The following is an 18,012-nucleotide window of genomic DNA, read 5'->3' on the forward strand; positions in this document are numbered from 1 at the left end:
AGGTTCGGAATTCAGAGTCGCAGCTTCAGATGGCCGCCGGCCCGAGCGCGCCTCGTTCAACAAAGAAGATGGAGAGGTGAAGATGAATTTGCTGATGGCTCGTGTTCCTCACTCGCGAGGCGAGATCTCCGCTCTGGAGCATTCCTGGTTTGGCCGGTGCGTTCGCAACCAGCATCACTCGAATCGGCGCGGCTTGGTGCGGGCGGCGGCGCTTCTGGCGCTGACCCTGATCGCCTCCGCGCCATCATCGACGGGGCAGTCGCTCTGGCGTTTTCGAGGACAGCCCGATCAAAGCGTATCCGCCGCCGAATTCTCTCGACTGTTCCGGGATCTATCGGAAGATGGGGGTTACTTTCGGTCGGACAACTTCACATCCAACGAGACCTCTTATCTGCACGTGGTGGACAAACTGCGCGCACTTGGCGCGGCCGGCGGCGCCTATATTGGCGTCGGACCTGAGCAGAATTTCACGTATATCGCCAAGGTTCGGCCACGGATCGCCTTTATCATCGACATCCGGCGGCAAGCGCTGATTCAGCATCTGATGTTCAAGGCGATTTTCCATCTCGCGCCAACCCGCGCCCAGTACCTTTCCTTACTGGTGAGCAAGCCGTTGCCAAAAGAGAAGTCTCCGGCGCCGGACGCTTCGGTGAATGAAATACTCGGCTCAATCAGCCAGGCCGCGGCGGACGATCGCGCGTACGCCGCGAATCTCGCCGCTATTCGCAAAGCGATACGAGAAGACTTTCAGGTCCAGCTTTCTGAGGCGGATCAGACGAGCCTCGAGTATGTGTACAAGAGTTTCCGCGACGACGGACTGGATATCGCTTACCGGATGGAGGGCTCGCGCGGCGGCTGGTTTCCGACTCTGAAAGAACTCGTCTTGCAGCCAGACCAACACGGAAAGCTCGGCAACTTCCTCGCTAGCAAAGACGACTATGAGTTTGTGCGCGACCTGCACCGCAAAAATCTCATCGTTCCTGTGGTTGGCGATTTCGGTGGAAAGAAAGCGCTAGCGGCGATTGGAGATTACTTGCGGAACAGCGGCTTCACGGTCACTGCATTCTACACATCGAATGTGGAGCAGTACCTGTTTCAGAATAGCGTGTTCACCGCTTTCGCTGAGAACGTGCGGAAGCTTCCAATCAATGATAAGAGCCTCTTCATCCGCGCCGTCCCCAACACTCGCTTCACACATCCGGCTCAACTGCCCGGGCATCGGACGACGACGTTGTTGCAACAGATGACTGTCTTCTTGAAGGACGTCGGCGAGGGGCGCTATCAGACCTACGCTGATCTGGTTATGACGCACTACATAGCCGCCGAGAGCCCTCAGTAGCTCAACTGACCTTGGCGGCTCGTCCGTCTGGCTAAATCGGTCTAGCCCGGCCAAATCATCAGGGCGACCGTTGTCACCACGAGCGCGACCAGGACCGTCAGCGGCGTGCCTACCCGCACAAAGTCCATGAATTGATAACGTCCTGGCCCGTACACCAACAGGTTTCCGTGATGACCGATCGGAGTAAGAAACGAAGTGACTGCCGCCATCGCCACGGTAACGACATACGGTTCAGGTGAATGGCCGAGCGCCTGCGCCAGAGCAAACGCTACGGGCGCGAATACGGCGGTCGTGGCGGCATCAGACAGGAACTGCGTTACCACCGCTACAATCGCGAAGATCGCCAGTAATACCAGGATTGGAGGCCACTGGCCAACGGCCTTTTCTAACCCTGCTGCCAGAAGCGCTGCCGTTCCGCTCTTTTGCATTGCTGCTCCAAGTGGAATCGCACCTGCAATGAACACGTAGATTCGAGCATCAATTGCCCGGTAGGCTTGACGCGAAGCGATGCAACCAAACAACACCATCGCTGCCGCGCCGGCAAGGGTTATGATGTCGAGGCTTAGGAAATTGAACGCGGCCAGAGCGATGGTCCCCAGCATGATCGCGGCTGTAAGACCGGCTTTCTTGCGCGCTCGTGATTCGCCGTGGAACGGAACGATGAGGAGAAAGGCGGGATCGTTGGCAATAGTGGCCAGCGATTGCTCATCGCCTTGAAGCACGAGAACGTCGCCCGGCTTAAGCTTGACCTGGGCCAATTGCTGCTGCACGAGGCCCTTTCGCCGCCAGAGTCCGATGACGATTGCTCCGTAACGGCGCTTGAAATCTATCTCGCCGAGAGTGCGCCCTATGAGTTCGGACCTGGGCGCGATCACGGCCTGAACCAACTGGTCGGAAATGTCCTCGAGGTTTGCCTCTGAAGCACCGTCGTCGTCTGCGTATTTTTCAACCGGGTGCAATTCGATGCCGCTGCCCTGCCGAAAACCAACAATATCTTCGGGCGTTGCGTGGACCAGCAGCACGTCCCCGTCCCTGATCTGCGGCCGGCCAAACGGCCCGCGAAGTCGCCGCCCCTCTCGCATCCATCCCACCACCGTGAAGCGATAGTGATCATCCTTCTTGATTTCATCCAGGGTCTTTCCAATGAACGTCGAGTCCGGCAGGATCTTGAGCTCGGTCAAGTAGCTGTCGAGGCGAAACCGGTCGCTCAGATCTTCCACGCCGTGACGCGACGGTAACAGGAAGCGGCCGATCAAAACCATAAACAGAATTCCGACGACCGAAATACTCAACCCAATCGGAGCGATCGAGAAGATTCCCAGTCCTGGCCGGCCGCCGCGTTGAAGCACGTCACTGGCGACGAGAAACGCAGGAGCGCCAATGATAGTTATGGATGTGCCTAACGAGGCTGCAAACGAAAGGGGTATTAGCAGCTTTGAAGCTGGGATGTCGCGTTCGCGTGACAGACTTAAGGTGACAGGCAGCATCACCGCGGTAGTCGTAACGTGGTGTGTGAAAGCTGACAACAGCGCGACCGAGGACATCAGCACAACGACTATCCTGCTGTAGCCCTTCCCCGCCAGCTTTCCAATCCTCAGGCCGATTGTTTCCGCCAGACCTGTTAGATGGAAAGCCGCGCTCATCACGAAGATGCACACGACGACGATGGCCGGCTCGCTGCCGAATCCGGATAGCGCTTCCGAGGGGCTCAATACGCGGGTGACTGCCAGCGAGAGCACGATTAGAACAGCGACAAGATCGCTCCGAATGCGCTCCGAAATAAGGAACACGAAAGCTAATGCGAGAATTATTAAGAAGCTGAGCTGTTGCGGGCTCAAATGCATTGATAGATCTCAGGGTTTCTTCAACTCAGCCTTCTGACGAGACGCATCTTTTACCAGCGCCTCGATGTTCTGTTCCTCCACCCCCGCCAGCGCTTCATTCTTCGAGCGGTGGTGCCGGGACGATCAGGTGGGTGCTCCAAACTCATCGAGAAACCTCGCCGAGAAAGTCTGAAAGATTGCGCCTGGGCTGTCGGCCGATTCGAGCAGCGCGAACAGACTATATCCGGATCGATAACCACGCAACCATCCCGTCAAACCTTGTGCGATCAAGTTGTAGGAGCGAAAACAATCGCGGGCGACGTGTTGAGCGGCGTCGGTTTCAGCGTTGTTCGAACGGCTCCATTACTAACAATGCACATACCCGAGCAGCCAAAAGACGATTATGAAAATGATGATCGTGGAAAAGATTCCGCCACCAAGCTTCCAGGAAATGAGCCCGGCCAGGCATCCGCGTGCAGGCCCTTCCATAGTAGATCGCTCCTTATCAGTTATGGTTGGAGATGAACGTTCAGAGTTCAAACTTTCGCTTGCGAAGTGAGGTTAGCAAGCTTCCACTGCTCCGTATCTTTCGGGCTGGAGCCGAGCTCTTTCAAAAGCTGCTTCACGACGTGGTGTTCCTCAAAAGCTTTGAACGGACCGCGGATCATCTCCGCGGCCGTATGCCCGCGTTTCTCTTCAGCCTATTCAGAAGACTGAACGGATATGTTGTTCGTAACGCTTCGGACGCCCTTGACCGTCCTGGCGATTGTTTCGGCTCGCGTCTTGAGTTCTTCGTTCGGTACGCGACCGCTGAGCACAGCAGTCCCTCCGTTGACCTTCACATCAATCGATTGTGATCGCAGATCCTGGTCGTCCAGAAACTTAGAGGTTATGTCTACCTCAACCTCGGTGCTCGTGGGCGCCGTTGCACTGGGCGCCTGCGAAGGAGCGGGGACAGGAACCACCACTGGCGCTGGCGCTGGCTGGGACTGGGGCATAACTATGACTGGCTGCTGCGGTGACGGCTGAGAAGGCTGCTGCGGCTGCTGCTGTTGAGCCGCTGCGGTCCTTGCTCTTTCCTGGGCCAGTTGGTCTTCACTATCCCTCTGCTGACTGTTTAGGATCAGCATTGTTATTACGACCGCGGCTGCGATGGCGGCCAGGACTAGAGCTGCGATCGCCCCGCCCGACATGCCTCGCGATTCGCTAACTACTGAATCGTATTGAGTCTCGACAACCGGTCGAGCACGTTTGATTGGTACATCTTCAACTACTGTTCGCGTTTCTCGATATTCGCTCATTGTATCCCCCTGAGTTCGTTTATTTCGCCGGCCCTCTGAGCCTGCGATTGAAACCTGCCAACCGAGACTGTGTTGGAATGCATCACCCATGCCTCTGACCATCGTATCGAAACCATCCGCTACAATGCATAAACAGTCTCGATAGACTGTCAGGGCAACATACGTGCCGCTATGTCGACAGCCCCAGCGGAAAGCTGATTGAGCACACACTGAGGGGGAGAAGATCCAAGAGGGTGAAGACGAGAGCAAAGCTGACTTTGTATAGGAGCGACCGGCGCCAGGTAGGAATATGACTAACCACAGAGACTCCGAAACCAGGCGGATATTCCGAGACTTGCAACCTTTGCAATGACCAACGCGACAAGCGTCGTAGTGCGACGAGAAACGTCCTCGACGGTACTCCTATCTGGGCTGATAGGACAAAATATCCGGTTTTGTATCGGCGTTCTCCCTTTCTGTTCTGTCCTGGCACTCCTGGCAATATGCCTCATTGGTAGCCGCTGGCTTATTGCAAGGCCCACCTCGATGATTGTCGTGCTGCGTAGTTGTACAGGTGCATTGTTGCATTGTTCTGCCTCCTTCACTCAGCAATCCCGCGAACCGTCGGGACCGGGGTTTCTTAACCTTGCTCACCGGGAGCAAGGCGCTGGTTTTCTCAACGCTACGCTCCCGTCCAGATTTACAGGAGCAGAATAGCCTTTGCCCAGGAGCGCCGCAATCTCGGCGACCACTTCTTTCGTCGATTGATCATGCGCGTCGCTTGCCGCTAGAGATGTTGTTGGCCTTCGGCACTTCTTGGTCTTGGTTAGTTGAATCAAGACAGAGCAGTCGCCCTCAACTGTCTGACCATGTCAGTACCAGTGAGTCTCCGGCATGCTGACAGTCAGTTATGATCAGGTCGGGATGCTCAGCGCCCGCCATGTAAAGTCCTTCCCGGCCATCGCTAGCAACGACTACGGCGAATCCTTCGATGTTAGGTGCAGGTAGCTTAATTCGCGTGTGTCGAGATTGGTCATCAACGACAAGAATCTTGCTCGGCATTAGGCGGCTGCCCTCTGATGGATACTCGCAAGCATCAACCCGGATAGAATACCCACGGTCCTAGCCATAGGCAAACCAATGCGTAATAATCAAAGCAAAAGAAGACAACCGACTCAAGCAATCATCGATTTTAGATAGGCGTTGGGATCGTGATCCATCGCGCCCTCCGGGAGCCATTCCCACAATGGCCCAAGATCCTTTCGCGCGAGGTCTACATAAAACTGCGGAAGCTCGGTCGTCTCGCGTTCGAAGTAGCGCCGGAACTGCCGGTCAGTGTCCAGCCGGCGACGCACTTCGCTGTGGTACTTGATTCTTCCAAAACCTTCCGAAGACACCGCGCGCACTACGTTCATCCACCGCGGGATCATGGTCTTGGTCGCCCGGTAGCGATTGAAGATCGCCCGCCACGAGTATGTATACTTGACCAGATCGATCACCCGCTCGTAGAAGTCAGGCCACGAATAGTTCTTTGGCTTCACGTTCATCGCTTGATTGTTGTTCAAGAACTGAAACGGAAATGGCAAAACACGATTGGCGCGCTGGTATTCCAAATTCAGCGGCGCAGCTTGTCCAAACGCTGACAGCAGGGAATAGCCGGGAAACGCGCCCGGCGCCAGGTCCACAAAACGCTTGGTCAGCTCAAACGGTTCTTCTCCTTCGTCCACGTCCAGGCCCAGTACAAAGTTCGTCTGGATGTAAGGCATGTATCTCAGAATCATGTTGACGTGATCGGAGACCTGCCTGACTTTGTCCATCCCTTTCATTTTCCCGGTCTTCGATTTATCGCCCAGGTCGTACCAGGACTCTATGCCCGGCAACAGTGCTTTGAATCCATTCTGTTTGAGCCGCTTCAGATGCGGCTCGGACAGAAGCGACAAGCTGCTTTCGGCGATGAAATCGATGCTGTCTGGCGGCACGGCTTCCTCGATCGCATCCATAATGTCGTTGAACCGAACACCGAAGTTTGGATCGTGCCAACCGACCAGCGGCCGCTTGAACTGCTGCAGCAGAAATCGCAGGTCTTCCTTGATCACATCGACATTGAGCGGCTGATACGGTATGACCGAGTCGATACAAAAGCTGCACGTATAAGGACAGCCCAGGCTGCCAATCATCGGGACCATCTTTATCAGCGGCGCCTTCTTGAGAGTCGGCTCGATGTACTTCCACCGCTCGCGCACTCCGGGAAGCGCCGCCGGTTGCTGCTTCGCCGCGACGCGTATTCCAGCGGGCCGGTGCTCCGAGCAGTCTTGCAGAACATCACGGACCGCCGCTTCGTCGGTGAATCCGAGTACGTAGTCGAAGTACTTCAGTGCGTCTTGCGGGTAGCAGCGGGCGTGGGGGCCGCCCAGCGCGGTGATCGCGCCCCTCGAACGGAACACATTGCTGAGCGCGTACGCGAGCTGCGCAGCCTCGGTGAACGCGCCTATGAAGACGAGGTCCACATTGTCGGGTAACTCGTCAACCAGATTCTCAAACCCTGTGTAGCACACAAGAGTGACGTCGTGACCTTGTTGCTCGCACCATACCGCTATTACCTGGGGCATGATCGCCGCGAAATTGGCATTCATCACGCGCGCGAACATTGCGCGAGTAGGTCCTTTGGAGACGAGGTCGATGACTCCGATACGAAGCTTTCTCATAATCGAAAGGGTATCCGCCGAGAAGAGAGGTGATTGTTGTTGGCCACGCGTGCCTTTGAATACTAAAGCTCAAGTACCGGTTGGCAAGCACCTATTCATTGAGTGCGCCCAATATATTGGATGTCGACTCATCTGTCAATGGGCAGGCTGTGTGTCCGGCTTCGCGGATTGTAAGGGATCAGATGCTTATTTGGCGAAGCGGGCCATCGACCACGGGCGATTGTGCTCGAGGGAGTCGAACCCAATCGGCCTAAATCCGCATCAGCTCACATTGCCGGCTTGCTGAGAGTCAGTCTGTAAGTCTAACGGGAGAGCCCGCCTCTCTATCTATTCGCGGGCTGCTCTGTCTGCTGCGGCGACGGGCCTCGGCCGGGGATCCGTTTCAAGATGTCGTTGACAATAACGAAACCCATCAACAGCATCAACATAACCAGTCCAACCTGCATCATTCGTTCTTTGATGCGCAGGCTTAGCGTTAACCCGAACAGGCCCAGAAGCGCTTCGAGCCCAAGCATGAATATCAGTCCGCCGTCGAGCACCGGTATGGGCAACAAGTTGAAGACGCCAAGGTTCAGCGAGAGTATTGCCATCAACCGGAAAACCTGTTCCGAACCGGCCTGAGCAGCCTGTCCAACTATCTGAGCAATCCCGACTGGACCAGTCAGCGTTTCGCTCGCGGAGCGTTTGCCTACAAACACCTGAGCAAGCGCCGTCTTTGTCAATTTGACTATCCGAATGTTCTCGTCGATCGAGAACTTGATCGCGGCGACCAGCGACAAGCGCTGATTCACCATCTCGCGGCCGGTTATCGTCTGGGTGAAGCCCAATCGCAACTCCCCGTCGTTCAGTCGCGGAGTCGCTTGAATATCTACCACACTCCCGTCGTCCCGCCGGACCGTGAGAGTTAGAGGCTTGTCGACGCTATTTCGAATCGCGCTGATCACGTCCATAGTCCCGTATTCACTCTGCTCGACGCGCTTCCCGTTGACCGCGATGATGTTGTCACCCGGTTTCAAACCGGCGACCTCCGCGGGCTCGCCTGGGGCTACATCCCTGACCGTGATTCGCTCGTCATTCGCTTTAAGCCCGGAGTATCCGATCTTCTCCTGATCGAAAGCGCGTGACCCCACGTGCAGCGTGATTTGCAGGGTCTCGCCGTCGCGCGCTACGACGAGAGGAAGATCCTGTTCGGGGTTAACCGCGATATGGTCTTCAAGGTCCTGCCACGTTGGGTTATTGATGCCGTCGATCCTGACGATCAAGTCGCCTGGCCGCAGGCCGGCGCGTTCGGCCGGTAAATTCGGCTCGACGGCTTTGACCAGGGCGGGCTGGTTCAGATAGGCCGGCACATCGTGGTGAATCATCGCCATCGCCGCAGGTATGGCAAGCGCTGTCAGGATGTTCATCATTGGACCGGCAACAGCAACGCACAATCGCTGCCATTTGGGTTTGGACATGAATTCATGGTCCGCGCCGGTCCGCTGCTCATCAAGGTTCTCGCCGGCCATCTTGACGTAGCCACCCAGCGGTATGAGGCTGATGCGATAGTCGGTGTCGCCCTTGCGAAATCCCCAGAGTCGCTTGCCAAATCCAACGCTGAATACGTCGACTCGAATTCCGAAAAACTTGGCGACGATGAAATGCCCGAACTCGTGTATTACAACCATCGCACCGAGCACGAGGATAAAAACTACTATCATCTGCAAAAAACTTGCCAAGACCGTCTCCTTCTTTTGGCGTGATCACGCTGCCGCCCGCGCCCGAATGATATTAAATCTGTTGTGCGATCGCCGCGCCGCAACTTCTTTCAAGTCTATCGTAGAGACCGAAGGGTGTCTACCGTGGGAGAGTTCGCGAACCGCGCACTAAACTTGAGAATAGCCAGTCGATGTAGTAGACTCTGCCTTGAACAAAACGTGGAGGAACTCTGTGAGCCCTGAATTGAATCAGCTCATTGAGCTCCAGGAACTCGATCTAGAGATACAGCGTATATCGGACCGCCTTTCGAGAATACCGGAAGAACGGGATAGGACAGAAAACGAATTCAAACAGCACGCCGCTGAGTTCCTGGACCTGAAGAGCAAGCACGAACGAACCCTCGAAGACCGCAAGCTGCTAGAAGCCGAACTGGCCACCACCCAACAAAACCACGAGAAGTTTGAGCGCGACAAAACGAAAGTGCAGAACGAGAAGGAGTATACCGCCGTCTTGCGCGAGATTGACACTGCTCGAAAACACATCAGCGCGCTGGAAACCGAAATCATCAAGCGGATGGAGGAGATTGAAACGTTTGACGCCGAGCTTGCCGTCAAAACACCCGGCGTCGAGCGATTGCGCGCCGAGGTTGATCTGAGTCTGGCCGCGTTGCAAAAGGAACAAGAGGAAGCTGACCACGTGTTGGTTGAATTCGGCGAGCGCAGAAAGAAGCTGGCGGGTCAGATGCCAAGACACCTTTTCTCCACCTACGAGCGGATGTCACGTCTGGGGCGAGGACAGGCCCTGGCTGAGGTTCGCAGCAACGGCATCTGCTCAGCATGCAGAGTAAGGGTCCGTCCCAAAATATTCAGCGACGTCCGCAAAGGCGATCAGTTGATTATTTGTGAGAACTGCGGCCGGATTCTTTACTACCGTGACCAGACTTCTCAGTCAGCGGGAGCTGCAACGCCTGACTAAGCACCTCAGCCTTCGGCGTTGTCTGCATAATTTCGGTCTGCGATACACCACGTACCGAACTTGTGGCATAGTTTCTAGCGTGATACGCAACCCGTGACCTTTAGCGAATACACAGCAGCGTCTCGATTGAATCCTCGTGAGCGGACAGGCACTCGAAAGACTGTATATCGAAGGGATCGCTGAATCCTGGCTTAAGACGGCCGACGGCCGCGATACCAGCACGCTGGTCTACCGGCCCGCGGTGCTTATCGAGTGCGCGGTCAACTACCGCAGCCTCCGAGCGGGACTCAATCACTCCGAGGAGCGCAGCTACTCTGCCTGGCTTCCGGAGTCGGATCTCGCCATAGACTGGGATTCCCCCGCCGGCGAGTTTGATGAGCGATCACAACTTGCTTCGCAACCCGATCCGGCCATAAGCTATCGCCCGGGAAACTACCTGACAACCTGGTCCGACTTCGAACAGTGCGTTGCCGACTTGACAGGAAAGCTCGTGAGAGCCGAACGCCTTAGTGTTTATTTCAATCCGGTGTTTGGACTCTACTCCGCGCCGGGCGATCGGCTCGATGATTTTCTTGGCCGCGTCGCCGACGCCGCGCTGGGCCGCATTGAGCCCGAGCTTAAGAGGCTGCGCAACCGGTTCGAGTTGCAGCTCGAGCAAGTGCGCGAAGCTCAAGCATTGAAAGGCCAGCTTGCGGAGAACCTTAACCTTGAGAGCTTTATTTCAAACAAGCTGCATTTCTTCCAAAGCGAAAACAGATTGGCTGGGATGTTCTCAACACTGGCAGGCGCCGTGTTCGGCTCTGCTGAGCCGCGATCTCAAGAGGAACCATACCGGGCCGATGAAGCGGAACTGCGCGAAGATCTCGAGCGCATCGAGCAAGAAGCCAGCGAAGCTCTACGCGCGCTATACGATGAATATCTGACGCTGGCCAATGAATACGATACCTTCGAAATCGGACTCCAGCCCGACAACATACAGGTGATTCGCGAAGTTTTGGTATGGGTGCCGGTCCATGAATAGAGCAAAGAGCAAAGAGCAAAGGGCAAAGGGCAACAAAGCAAGTGGAGCGGATTTGCTGTCTGCTTGTTGCCCTTTCCGCTTTGCTCTTTGCTCTTCGCCCTTTGCGTTTTGTGTGTGACTTATTCTTATGGCCCAGCAACCACCAGCGCGAATCGGTATCATCACCAAGCCAAACGAACCGCGCGCGGCGGAGCTTGCGGCGCGCATCGCGGAATGGGCGGCTGATCACGAAATCAACCTGTTCGTAAACGACCGCGTTAAAGATTTGCTGCCCGGCACCTTCTCCGCTTCGGCAAGAGAGATCGCCGACAACTGCGATGTGCTGATCGTGCTGGGAGGAGACGGCACGATGATCGCGACAGCACGCCTCGTAGGGGGACGCGGGACACCAGTCCTTGGCATCAACCTCGGGACGCTTGGTTACCTGACGGAGTTCGCTATCGACGAGGCGATCCCGGCGCTGGAGTTCGTGGTTCGCGGTGAGTACGAGATCGTCCAGCGAATGATGCTCGACTGGCGAGTGCTTCGCGATGGCGACCAGGTGGGCGCGGGCACGGCGCTCAATGACGTCGTCGTCAACAAATCAGCGCTGGCCCGGATCATAGACATTGACTGCTGGGTTGGCGCCCACTATGTCACCGGATACCGGTCGGATGGCCTGATCATCGCGACGCCCACCGGCTCGACCGCCTACAACCTCGCCGCCGGCGGACCGATCATCTTTCCGAGCGCTGAAGCGATTTCCATCTGTCCGATTTGTCCTCACACCCTCACGAATCGGCCTCTGGTGCTTCCCTTCAACGTCGATATCAAGCTCCAGATGAACACGCGCGAGCAGGAGGTCATGCTGACCGCCGACGGCCAGACGGGTCTGCCGTTGATGGCCGGCGATAGAGTCGAGATACGACGAAGCGCGAAGACCTTCAACACAGTGTGCGCGAAAGACCGCGATTACTTCGAGATCCTGCGAAGCAAACTGAAATGGAGCGGCAGGTAGCGTAATCTTAAACCTGCGCGCTATTGTAAAGCCTGAGTCTGAGTCCGACGCTACATCATCGAGGTCAACGATGCTCTTACCGATAGGAGACGACAATGAAGGTCGGCGGACAACACCCTATATCGTCTACATAATTATCGCCATCAACGTCGTGGTGTTCCTTCTCTTTCAAAAGGCGGTGATGTCCCCTGAGGGCGTTCGCTTCACGTACGGTTATTCGGTAGTGCCTTATGAGATAACGACCGGCGTCGACCTGAAAGGACCTATCGTATTGCCAGGCGCAGGGTCCGAGCTCGGACCTCGGCTTGGACAACGTCCGGTGGAGATACCGGAGGCGCCCGGCCCTTCCCCCATCTACTTGACTCTGCTCACGGCGATGTTCATGCACGGCGGCTGGATGCATATCATCGGCAACATGCTTTACCTGTTCATATTCGGAGACAACATCGAAGACAACTTCGGACACGGGAAGTTTCTGATCTTTTACTTGGTATGCGGATTCGCGGCGTCGTTCTCCCACATCTTCGTTGACCCGAATTCCCCGATCCCATCGCTGGGAGCGTCGGGCGCGATCGCTGGAGTGCTCGGCGCCTACCTTATCCTGTTCCCCCGCAATCGCGTTCGAACCTTACTGCCACTGGGATTCCTGTGGACGACGATCGAGCTTCCGGCCGTCGTCGTGCTTGGCTTCTGGATTGTGATTCAGATTTTCAGCCAGTATACGGCTACGTTCAGCCCAGGCTCTGGGGGAGGAGTCGCCTACATGGCGCACATCGGCGGCTTCGCCACCGGACTCTTGCTTTGCTTCCTGTTCCGCAACCGCAACAACGCTTCCTATCGGTGAAACCGGTTCGCATTGACCGGAATTGGTCTGCGCTAATATCAGTCTGGAGCCTCTCGCCTTAGTCAGAGGGGTGGAAGGAGCCGCCGATGTCCACAGAAGTCCTGGAACACTCAGGTCTGGTAATTGAAGAGACTCCGGCGGAGGCGATGAATCTTCCCGAGCTGGACACGTTCGGGTACAAGTACCAAGGCAAAGAGATAAACATATCGTTCACCTGTCCGGAATTCACGGCGATCTGCCCGTTCTCGGACTTCCCCGATTTCGCAACGATCAAGATCGACTACGTACCCGCTGAGCTTTGCGTCGAGTTGAAGTCGCTCAAGCTCTACATAAACGCGTTCAGGCCGGTGAAGATATTTCACGAACACGTCGTCAATCGGATCCTCGAAGACTTTGTGCGTGCCTGCGATCCGGTGGCCGTCGATATCGAAGGCGACTTCCACATCCGAGGCAATATCAAGACTGTCATCCGCGCTTCGTATCGGCGAGAGAAATAGTTCGGGGTTCGGGGTTCAGGGTTCAGGGTTCGGGGTCCAGGGTTCGGGGTTCAGGGTTCGGGGTCCAGGGTTCAGGGTTCGGGGTTCGGTTCAGGCTTAGGTGCCGGACGCTGATTGTTACGGCAAATAGGCAATCTAAGTAATTAACGTTCAACCGGGAACCTCAAACTCCGAACCCTGAACCCCGAACTCTGAACCCCGAACCCTGAACTCTGAACCCCGAACCCCGAGCATTCCCATGGAGATGGAGAAGACATTCTACGTGGTCACCTTCAAGCCCGCTTATCTGGAGCTTCTGCGGGAGAAGACCTCTCGCCCCGAGGCTCCGCGCGAAGAAGGTGAGGAGATCGGGACCCACCGAATGATCGTCGCAATCACTCAGGGTGGATTCGGTCAGGACGTCGTGGACGACGAACGGCAAGCGAAGGAACGATTTCTCGAGTATCTCTTTTTCTCGAGCGATGTCGATCTGGCGCGAACGGCTGAGGTCTTCGATCAGTATTTCGAGATGGAGCAGGCCGGCGAGTTTGTCGACCTCGATGAAGAGGTATGAACGTGCGCTTCGGTTGATAATCAAAGACTGCGGAATCACTCAATCGGCCGGGTAAAAGGGAAGGGCTCGGAAAGCGTGCCGTCCGGATTCTTTACCTTGAGCGTTACCGGAATGCCTTGCGGTATCTTCTTTCCTGCCTTCTTGCACCTGAGCAAGTGCGAAAAGTCCTCGTCGTTCAAAGTTCCTTGGTCTACCTCATCAAGAAAGACGATGGCGCCCATCTGGAAGCTCTCGCCAAACACCAGCAGTTTCTTTCCGTTGACCGAAGCGCTGAATATCTTGGGCAGCGTAGCTGACCCGTCGCCCGTTATTGTGAACGCGTCGCTGAGGGCCTGAACCGCGTCGCCCGACTTTTTGCCCACCAGGATTCGAATCACGGCGTGGGTAGTTGGAGTGTTCGGAACCGTCCAATCGTGACTGGTAACCTGCGGATCGGTCGTGAAGGCAACCAGGTTCGTTATCGGGAATGTCGCCCCGTCATCGGTTGAGTAACGCAGCTCGATGTTGTCGATGTTTGTTGGCCCGGTCGTGGCCCAATTGATCATGAAGTGGGAACCGGCCGGCAGCACCAGGCCACCCGGTTGTGATTGCAACGAAACGGTCACTGCGCTGGTCGGGGAATCGGAGGAGAGGTTGCTGGTGTAGATATAGTCCTCCTGATTGGTTCCGTCGCCGTTGGCTGCGTTGCCGGCAAACCAAAAGCGAACCGTGCCGATGTCAGTGGAAGGCGCAGTCCACCGAACTTGCCACGTTCGACTAGCCGCGCCGTTGGGAAAAGTTCCAATCTCGGCATGCTCGATGTATTGCCTTCCTCCGATGCCCGTCTCCAGGTTCACCAGCGTGTCGGAAGCCAGCGACGCAAGAGTCCCGGCTCTGTTCCCCTTCTGATCGATCGCCGTAAGCTGGAAGCCGAACCTCTTACGTTTGTTCTGTTGCTGTTGGACGGTCACCATCAGCGTGTATTGTTCTCCCGGGGTGTAGATCGAAGGCACTCCATCTATACGAACGCTGCCTGACCCGACATTTGGATCGTGAAAAGTATCGTGGCACGCGGTGCAGTTGCCAAGATCACCCGGCGCGTTGGTGTAACCCGCATCCGGGCCGGTGACCTTAGCGTAAGCCACGGCAGTCACAAACAAGATCACAACGACTGATTGCAGCTTTCGTGTACCGTACAGCCCAAACATAACCTGTCATCCTTCACATCCCGAGCTTGCCGCTCGCTTGTTGGCCAGATGAGTCGCAGGACCTGCGCGGCCAAACTCATCCTCCCGACGGCGCTAGCCCAGGAACCCCAAGTTGGGATAATTCGCTCCAAGTATCGACTGCGAATCCGCGCCGAGCCACTTGTCTAAAATCGTCGAATACATGGAACGGAAATCGACCTTGAACTTCATGTTGCCGGCGTTGTCGAGATCGCTGAGCGAAGGCTGCTCGCCGTAGAGCCCGCCATGCACCGGATTGCCGATGACAAACAACGGCGTCTGCGTCCCGTGATCGCATCCCTTGGAAGCATTCTCGTTGGGACGCCGGCCGAACTCGGTCCAGTTCATGATTACAACATTATCGGCGAGGTTGTGGGCCGCCAGATCGTCGTAAAAAGTCTTCACCCCGAGCGAGAAGGCCTTCAACAAGGTTGCGTGCTGACCTTTTGTCTTATCGGTAAAATTGTCCGCAGTCGTGCCGATCTCCTGCGAGTGATGATCGAAGCCGCCCAATCGCACGTAAAGCAGGTTCGCATCCGGGATAGTGATGATGAGCTGTGCAACCATCTTGAGCGCCGAAGCGAAACTTACAGCCGTGGCCGAGGGCTGGTTGTTGGTCGGATAGGTAGCCCCCGGCGTGTAGGTCCCAACGGCCGCCCTTATTTGCGCGGCGCCCTCTTCGGCATCGAACCCGGCTCTGGCGATGGCGTCGATGAAGCTGTTCGGTTGAAAGCTCCGGGTGCTGGTCGATTTAAAGGTGTTTAGCTGATTGTTCTTGTCTCCGGCAAACCGCGCATCAGTCTGAAATGTGTAGTTGACGAAGGGATCACTTCCACCGGCCGGCGCAATGTTGGGGATCACGACCTTGTCCGCATGAAGGGTCTTGGGTAGCACGTTCCCGATAGAAACAGCCGACAACCCGGGCTTACCAATCAGCTTCTGGTCGGCGTACCTTCCGAGCCACCCGCTCCCCGCGCCGGTTAGATTGGCCGTCTGCCAGATGTCCATCGAGAAGAAGTGAGATAGGTTGGGGCTCGGATAGCCCGCGCCAAGCACTATGGCTACGCGTCCCGCGTCGTAAAGCGATTTCAGTTCGCCCATCGCGGGATTCAAGCCGAACGGGTCGTTCCCGAGAATGGTGGACGCGCCGTTCTCGTCTTTGAGTTCCGTGTCTTTGAAACCGATAGTCGGACGAAGAGTCAAATAACGCGAATCGGTGTACGGCACTACCGTGTTGAGGCCATCGTTGCCACCCTCAAGCTGAATCACGACGAAAACTCTTCGATTCGGATCGGCCGCGGCTTGCTGACCCAGCGCCGCGCCGCCCATCCAAAGCCTGGGCATGATCAGACTGACGCTTACGGCTCCCGCGCTTCTCTTTATGAATTGTCTTCTGTTGATCGCCATAGCTCTCCTCCTAGTTCAACTGGAACTCCGGCAAGCACATGATCTGATGAACGAGGCCGCGAATCTTCTTATCGATCGTCGGGTCATCGTTCACGTAAGTCACCGGTTGCCCGTTGTCGCCCGTTTCCAGATACGCGCGCAGCGTCCCGAGAGCCTCGCCGACACTCAGCGGCCCAAGCCTCGAGAGGAACCTCTTCACCGTCTTCTTGCTTGACGGCTTTGTGATGGGCCTGAGCTGATCGTTGGTAATGAACACGCCCGGATTGGTGAAGTTGCGGTTGCTCATGAATGTGTTTGCGAAGTTGAATCGCTCGAGCATGCTTGCGGTGTTGACCCAGCCGAGGTTGAAGTCCCATCCGGCCACGTCTGGCGGACCAAACAGATCCTCGCCCATATTGCGCGACAACTGCGCCAGTGTGTTCGACCCTCGCGCATTGGTCCCCGGATTGTAAGTTCCGCCGAGCATCCTGACCGCGCCGACAACCAGCTCGACCGGCTGCTTGACCAGGGAGAAGAATGCCCGCTCGCTGAAGAATTCATCCGACGTCAGGATCGCGCGAACGAGTTCTTTGACCGAATGATTGTTGTTCAAATATACCTTTGAAAAGCGGTCAATCGTACTCTTGTCCGCGGCGCTGCCGGTCAACGGGTAGACAAAGAAGTTGAATAGTTTCCAGGTCAGATATCGCGCCGTCGCGGGACGCGCGCTGATAATCGTGATCACGTCCTCGCCGGAGAAGTTCGCCTGCTGACCGTAGATCGTCTTCACGCTGTTGTCGTGCTGGTTAGCCTTGAGTTGAAAAGCAAACGGCGCTCTTCTCACGTAGTCCCATCCTGTGAAAGCCTGGGCGACCGCCTTTACATCCTCCTCCGTGTAGTTCTGCTCGCCAGTGACCACGTCGTTGATTCCCATCGTGAACAGTTCCTGGAGTTCGCGCCCGAAATTCTCATTTGGCCTTCCAAGAACGTTGGTGATGTTGTCCAGCCAGATGAGCATCGCCGCGTCCTGCGAGACTTTCAGCAGCAAATTATCGAAGCGGTCCAGCGAGAATTGCCGAAGGAGCAGGTTCTGGTTCAACATGAAAAAGTCCTGCACCTTTGAACTCGAAGTGGCGAAGTGGTTATGCCAGAAGAGAGTCATCTTCTCCTCAAACTGGCGCTTCGTCGCGACCAGCCGCGTGAACCACCAACGCCGAATCTCGCCATTGGTTATGTCGCCTTGAGTCGAGAAGTCGAAGCTCGCGCTCAACAAGTTTTGGAGCGCCGTGTTGTCGATCTGGTTGAAGTTGATTAGATAATCAACGGCACCCTCGCGCCCGCGTGACGAGAGGTCATCGATCTCGTCAGGGCTGCCACCAAAGCCCGCCCTTCTAAGCAAGTGAGCGCCTTCTTCGTAGCTTAGGCTCGCCATAGGTTCTCTCCTCCTTGAGTTGACTGGCAGCCGGCCGAGGCCGCCAGCACCCACCGATCATGCACTCTTTTTATGGCAAAAAATCTAAAGCTCAGCTTCCGGAAACCGATCTTGTGAGGAAGGGGGAACTCGGCCTGCACGGTCACCTGATCTACTTTAGATAGACGGGATCAGAATCAATCCCGTGTGTTCAGACTGTTGGGGGTAGTCAAAAGTCTGAAAAGTTCCTGTTCTCTACTGTCGCGACGCCGGATCGG

General features: G+C 56.1%; 15 protein-coding genes. 7 read left to right on the forward strand and 8 right to left on the reverse strand.

Annotated elements, in window-relative coordinates; translation table 11 throughout:
• The first annotated feature begins 82 nt into the window (after positions 1-82).
• Complete coding sequence (locus AABO57_22790) at positions 83-1,339, forward strand: hypothetical protein (GenBank protein ID MEK6288554.1); 1,257 nt, start codon at positions 83-85, stop codon at positions 1,337-1,339.
• A gap of 41 nt (positions 1,340-1,380) precedes the next feature.
• On the opposite strand, the gene AABO57_22795 is transcribed toward AABO57_22790, so the two are convergent.
• The 5 genes from AABO57_22795 to AABO57_22815 form a co-directional block, all read right to left on the reverse strand.
• The gene (locus AABO57_22795; GenBank protein MEK6288555.1) at positions 1,381-3,183 is read right to left on the reverse strand and encodes an SLC13 family permease; all 1,803 of its coding nucleotides are present in this window, start codon (positions 3,181-3,183) and stop codon (positions 1,381-1,383) included.
• A 345-nt stretch (positions 3,184-3,528) separates the two neighbouring features.
• On the reverse strand, positions 3,529-3,651 hold the full coding sequence (locus AABO57_22800; GenBank protein MEK6288556.1) for a hypothetical protein: 123 nt from the start codon (positions 3,649-3,651) through the stop codon (positions 3,529-3,531).
• 212 nt (positions 3,652-3,863) lie between these two features.
• Positions 3,864-4,463, reverse strand: coding sequence for a BON domain-containing protein (locus AABO57_22805; GenBank protein ID MEK6288557.1), 600 nt, complete (start codon positions 4,461-4,463; stop codon positions 3,864-3,866).
• Between the two features lie 1,154 nt (positions 4,464-5,617).
• A complete protein-coding gene (locus AABO57_22810) occupies positions 5,618-7,147 on the reverse strand; it encodes a radical SAM protein (GenBank protein ID MEK6288558.1) in 1,530 nt (509 codons plus the stop codon).
• A 323-nt stretch (positions 7,148-7,470) separates the two neighbouring features.
• Positions 7,471-8,865, reverse strand: a complete 1,395-nt coding sequence (locus AABO57_22815; GenBank protein ID MEK6288559.1) for a site-2 protease family protein — start codon at positions 8,863-8,865, stop codon at positions 7,471-7,473.
• Positions 8,866-9,076: 211 nt separating this feature from the next.
• On the opposite strand from AABO57_22815, the gene AABO57_22820 reads away from it, so the two are divergent.
• The 6 genes from AABO57_22820 (at position 9,077) to AABO57_22845 (ending at position 13,732) form a co-directional block, all read left to right on the forward strand.
• Positions 9,077-9,820, forward strand: a complete 744-nt coding sequence (locus AABO57_22820; protein MEK6288560.1) for a C4-type zinc ribbon domain-containing protein — start codon at positions 9,077-9,079, stop codon at positions 9,818-9,820.
• A gap of 136 nt (positions 9,821-9,956) precedes the next feature.
• On the forward strand, positions 9,957-10,841 hold the full coding sequence (locus AABO57_22825) for a hypothetical protein (protein MEK6288561.1): 885 nt from the start codon (positions 9,957-9,959) through the stop codon (positions 10,839-10,841).
• A gap of 127 nt (positions 10,842-10,968) precedes the next feature.
• Complete coding sequence (locus AABO57_22830; GenBank protein MEK6288562.1) at positions 10,969-11,838, forward strand: NAD(+)/NADH kinase; 870 nt, start codon at positions 10,969-10,971, stop codon at positions 11,836-11,838.
• Between the two features lie 70 nt (positions 11,839-11,908).
• The gene (locus AABO57_22835) at positions 11,909-12,682 is read left to right on the forward strand and encodes a rhomboid family intramembrane serine protease (protein ID MEK6288563.1); all 774 of its coding nucleotides are present in this window, start codon (positions 11,909-11,911) and stop codon (positions 12,680-12,682) included.
• 86 nt (positions 12,683-12,768) lie between these two features.
• The gene (gene queF, locus AABO57_22840) at positions 12,769-13,179 is read left to right on the forward strand and encodes a preQ(1) synthase (GenBank protein ID MEK6288564.1); all 411 of its coding nucleotides are present in this window, start codon (positions 12,769-12,771) and stop codon (positions 13,177-13,179) included.
• A gap of 244 nt (positions 13,180-13,423) precedes the next feature.
• The gene (locus AABO57_22845) at positions 13,424-13,732 is read left to right on the forward strand and encodes a hypothetical protein (GenBank protein ID MEK6288565.1); all 309 of its coding nucleotides are present in this window, start codon (positions 13,424-13,426) and stop codon (positions 13,730-13,732) included.
• Between the two features lie 35 nt (positions 13,733-13,767).
• On the opposite strand, the gene AABO57_22850 is transcribed toward AABO57_22845, so the two are convergent.
• The 3 genes from AABO57_22850 to AABO57_22860 form a co-directional block, all read right to left on the reverse strand.
• Positions 13,768-14,919, reverse strand: coding sequence for a choice-of-anchor V domain-containing protein (locus AABO57_22850; GenBank protein MEK6288566.1), 1,152 nt, complete (start codon positions 14,917-14,919; stop codon positions 13,768-13,770).
• Positions 14,920-15,012: 93 nt separating this feature from the next.
• The gene (locus AABO57_22855) at positions 15,013-16,344 is read right to left on the reverse strand and encodes a DUF1501 domain-containing protein (protein MEK6288567.1); all 1,332 of its coding nucleotides are present in this window, start codon (positions 16,342-16,344) and stop codon (positions 15,013-15,015) included.
• 10 nt (positions 16,345-16,354) lie between these two features.
• Positions 16,355-17,755, reverse strand: a complete 1,401-nt coding sequence (locus AABO57_22860) for a DUF1800 domain-containing protein (GenBank protein ID MEK6288568.1) — start codon at positions 17,753-17,755, stop codon at positions 16,355-16,357.
• Between the last annotated feature and the right edge of the window lie 257 nt (positions 17,756-18,012).

It is taken from the genome of Acidobacteriota bacterium, assembly GCA_038040445.1.
Taxonomy (GTDB): domain Bacteria; phylum Acidobacteriota; class Blastocatellia; order UBA7656; family UBA7656; genus Onstottus_A; species Onstottus_A frigus.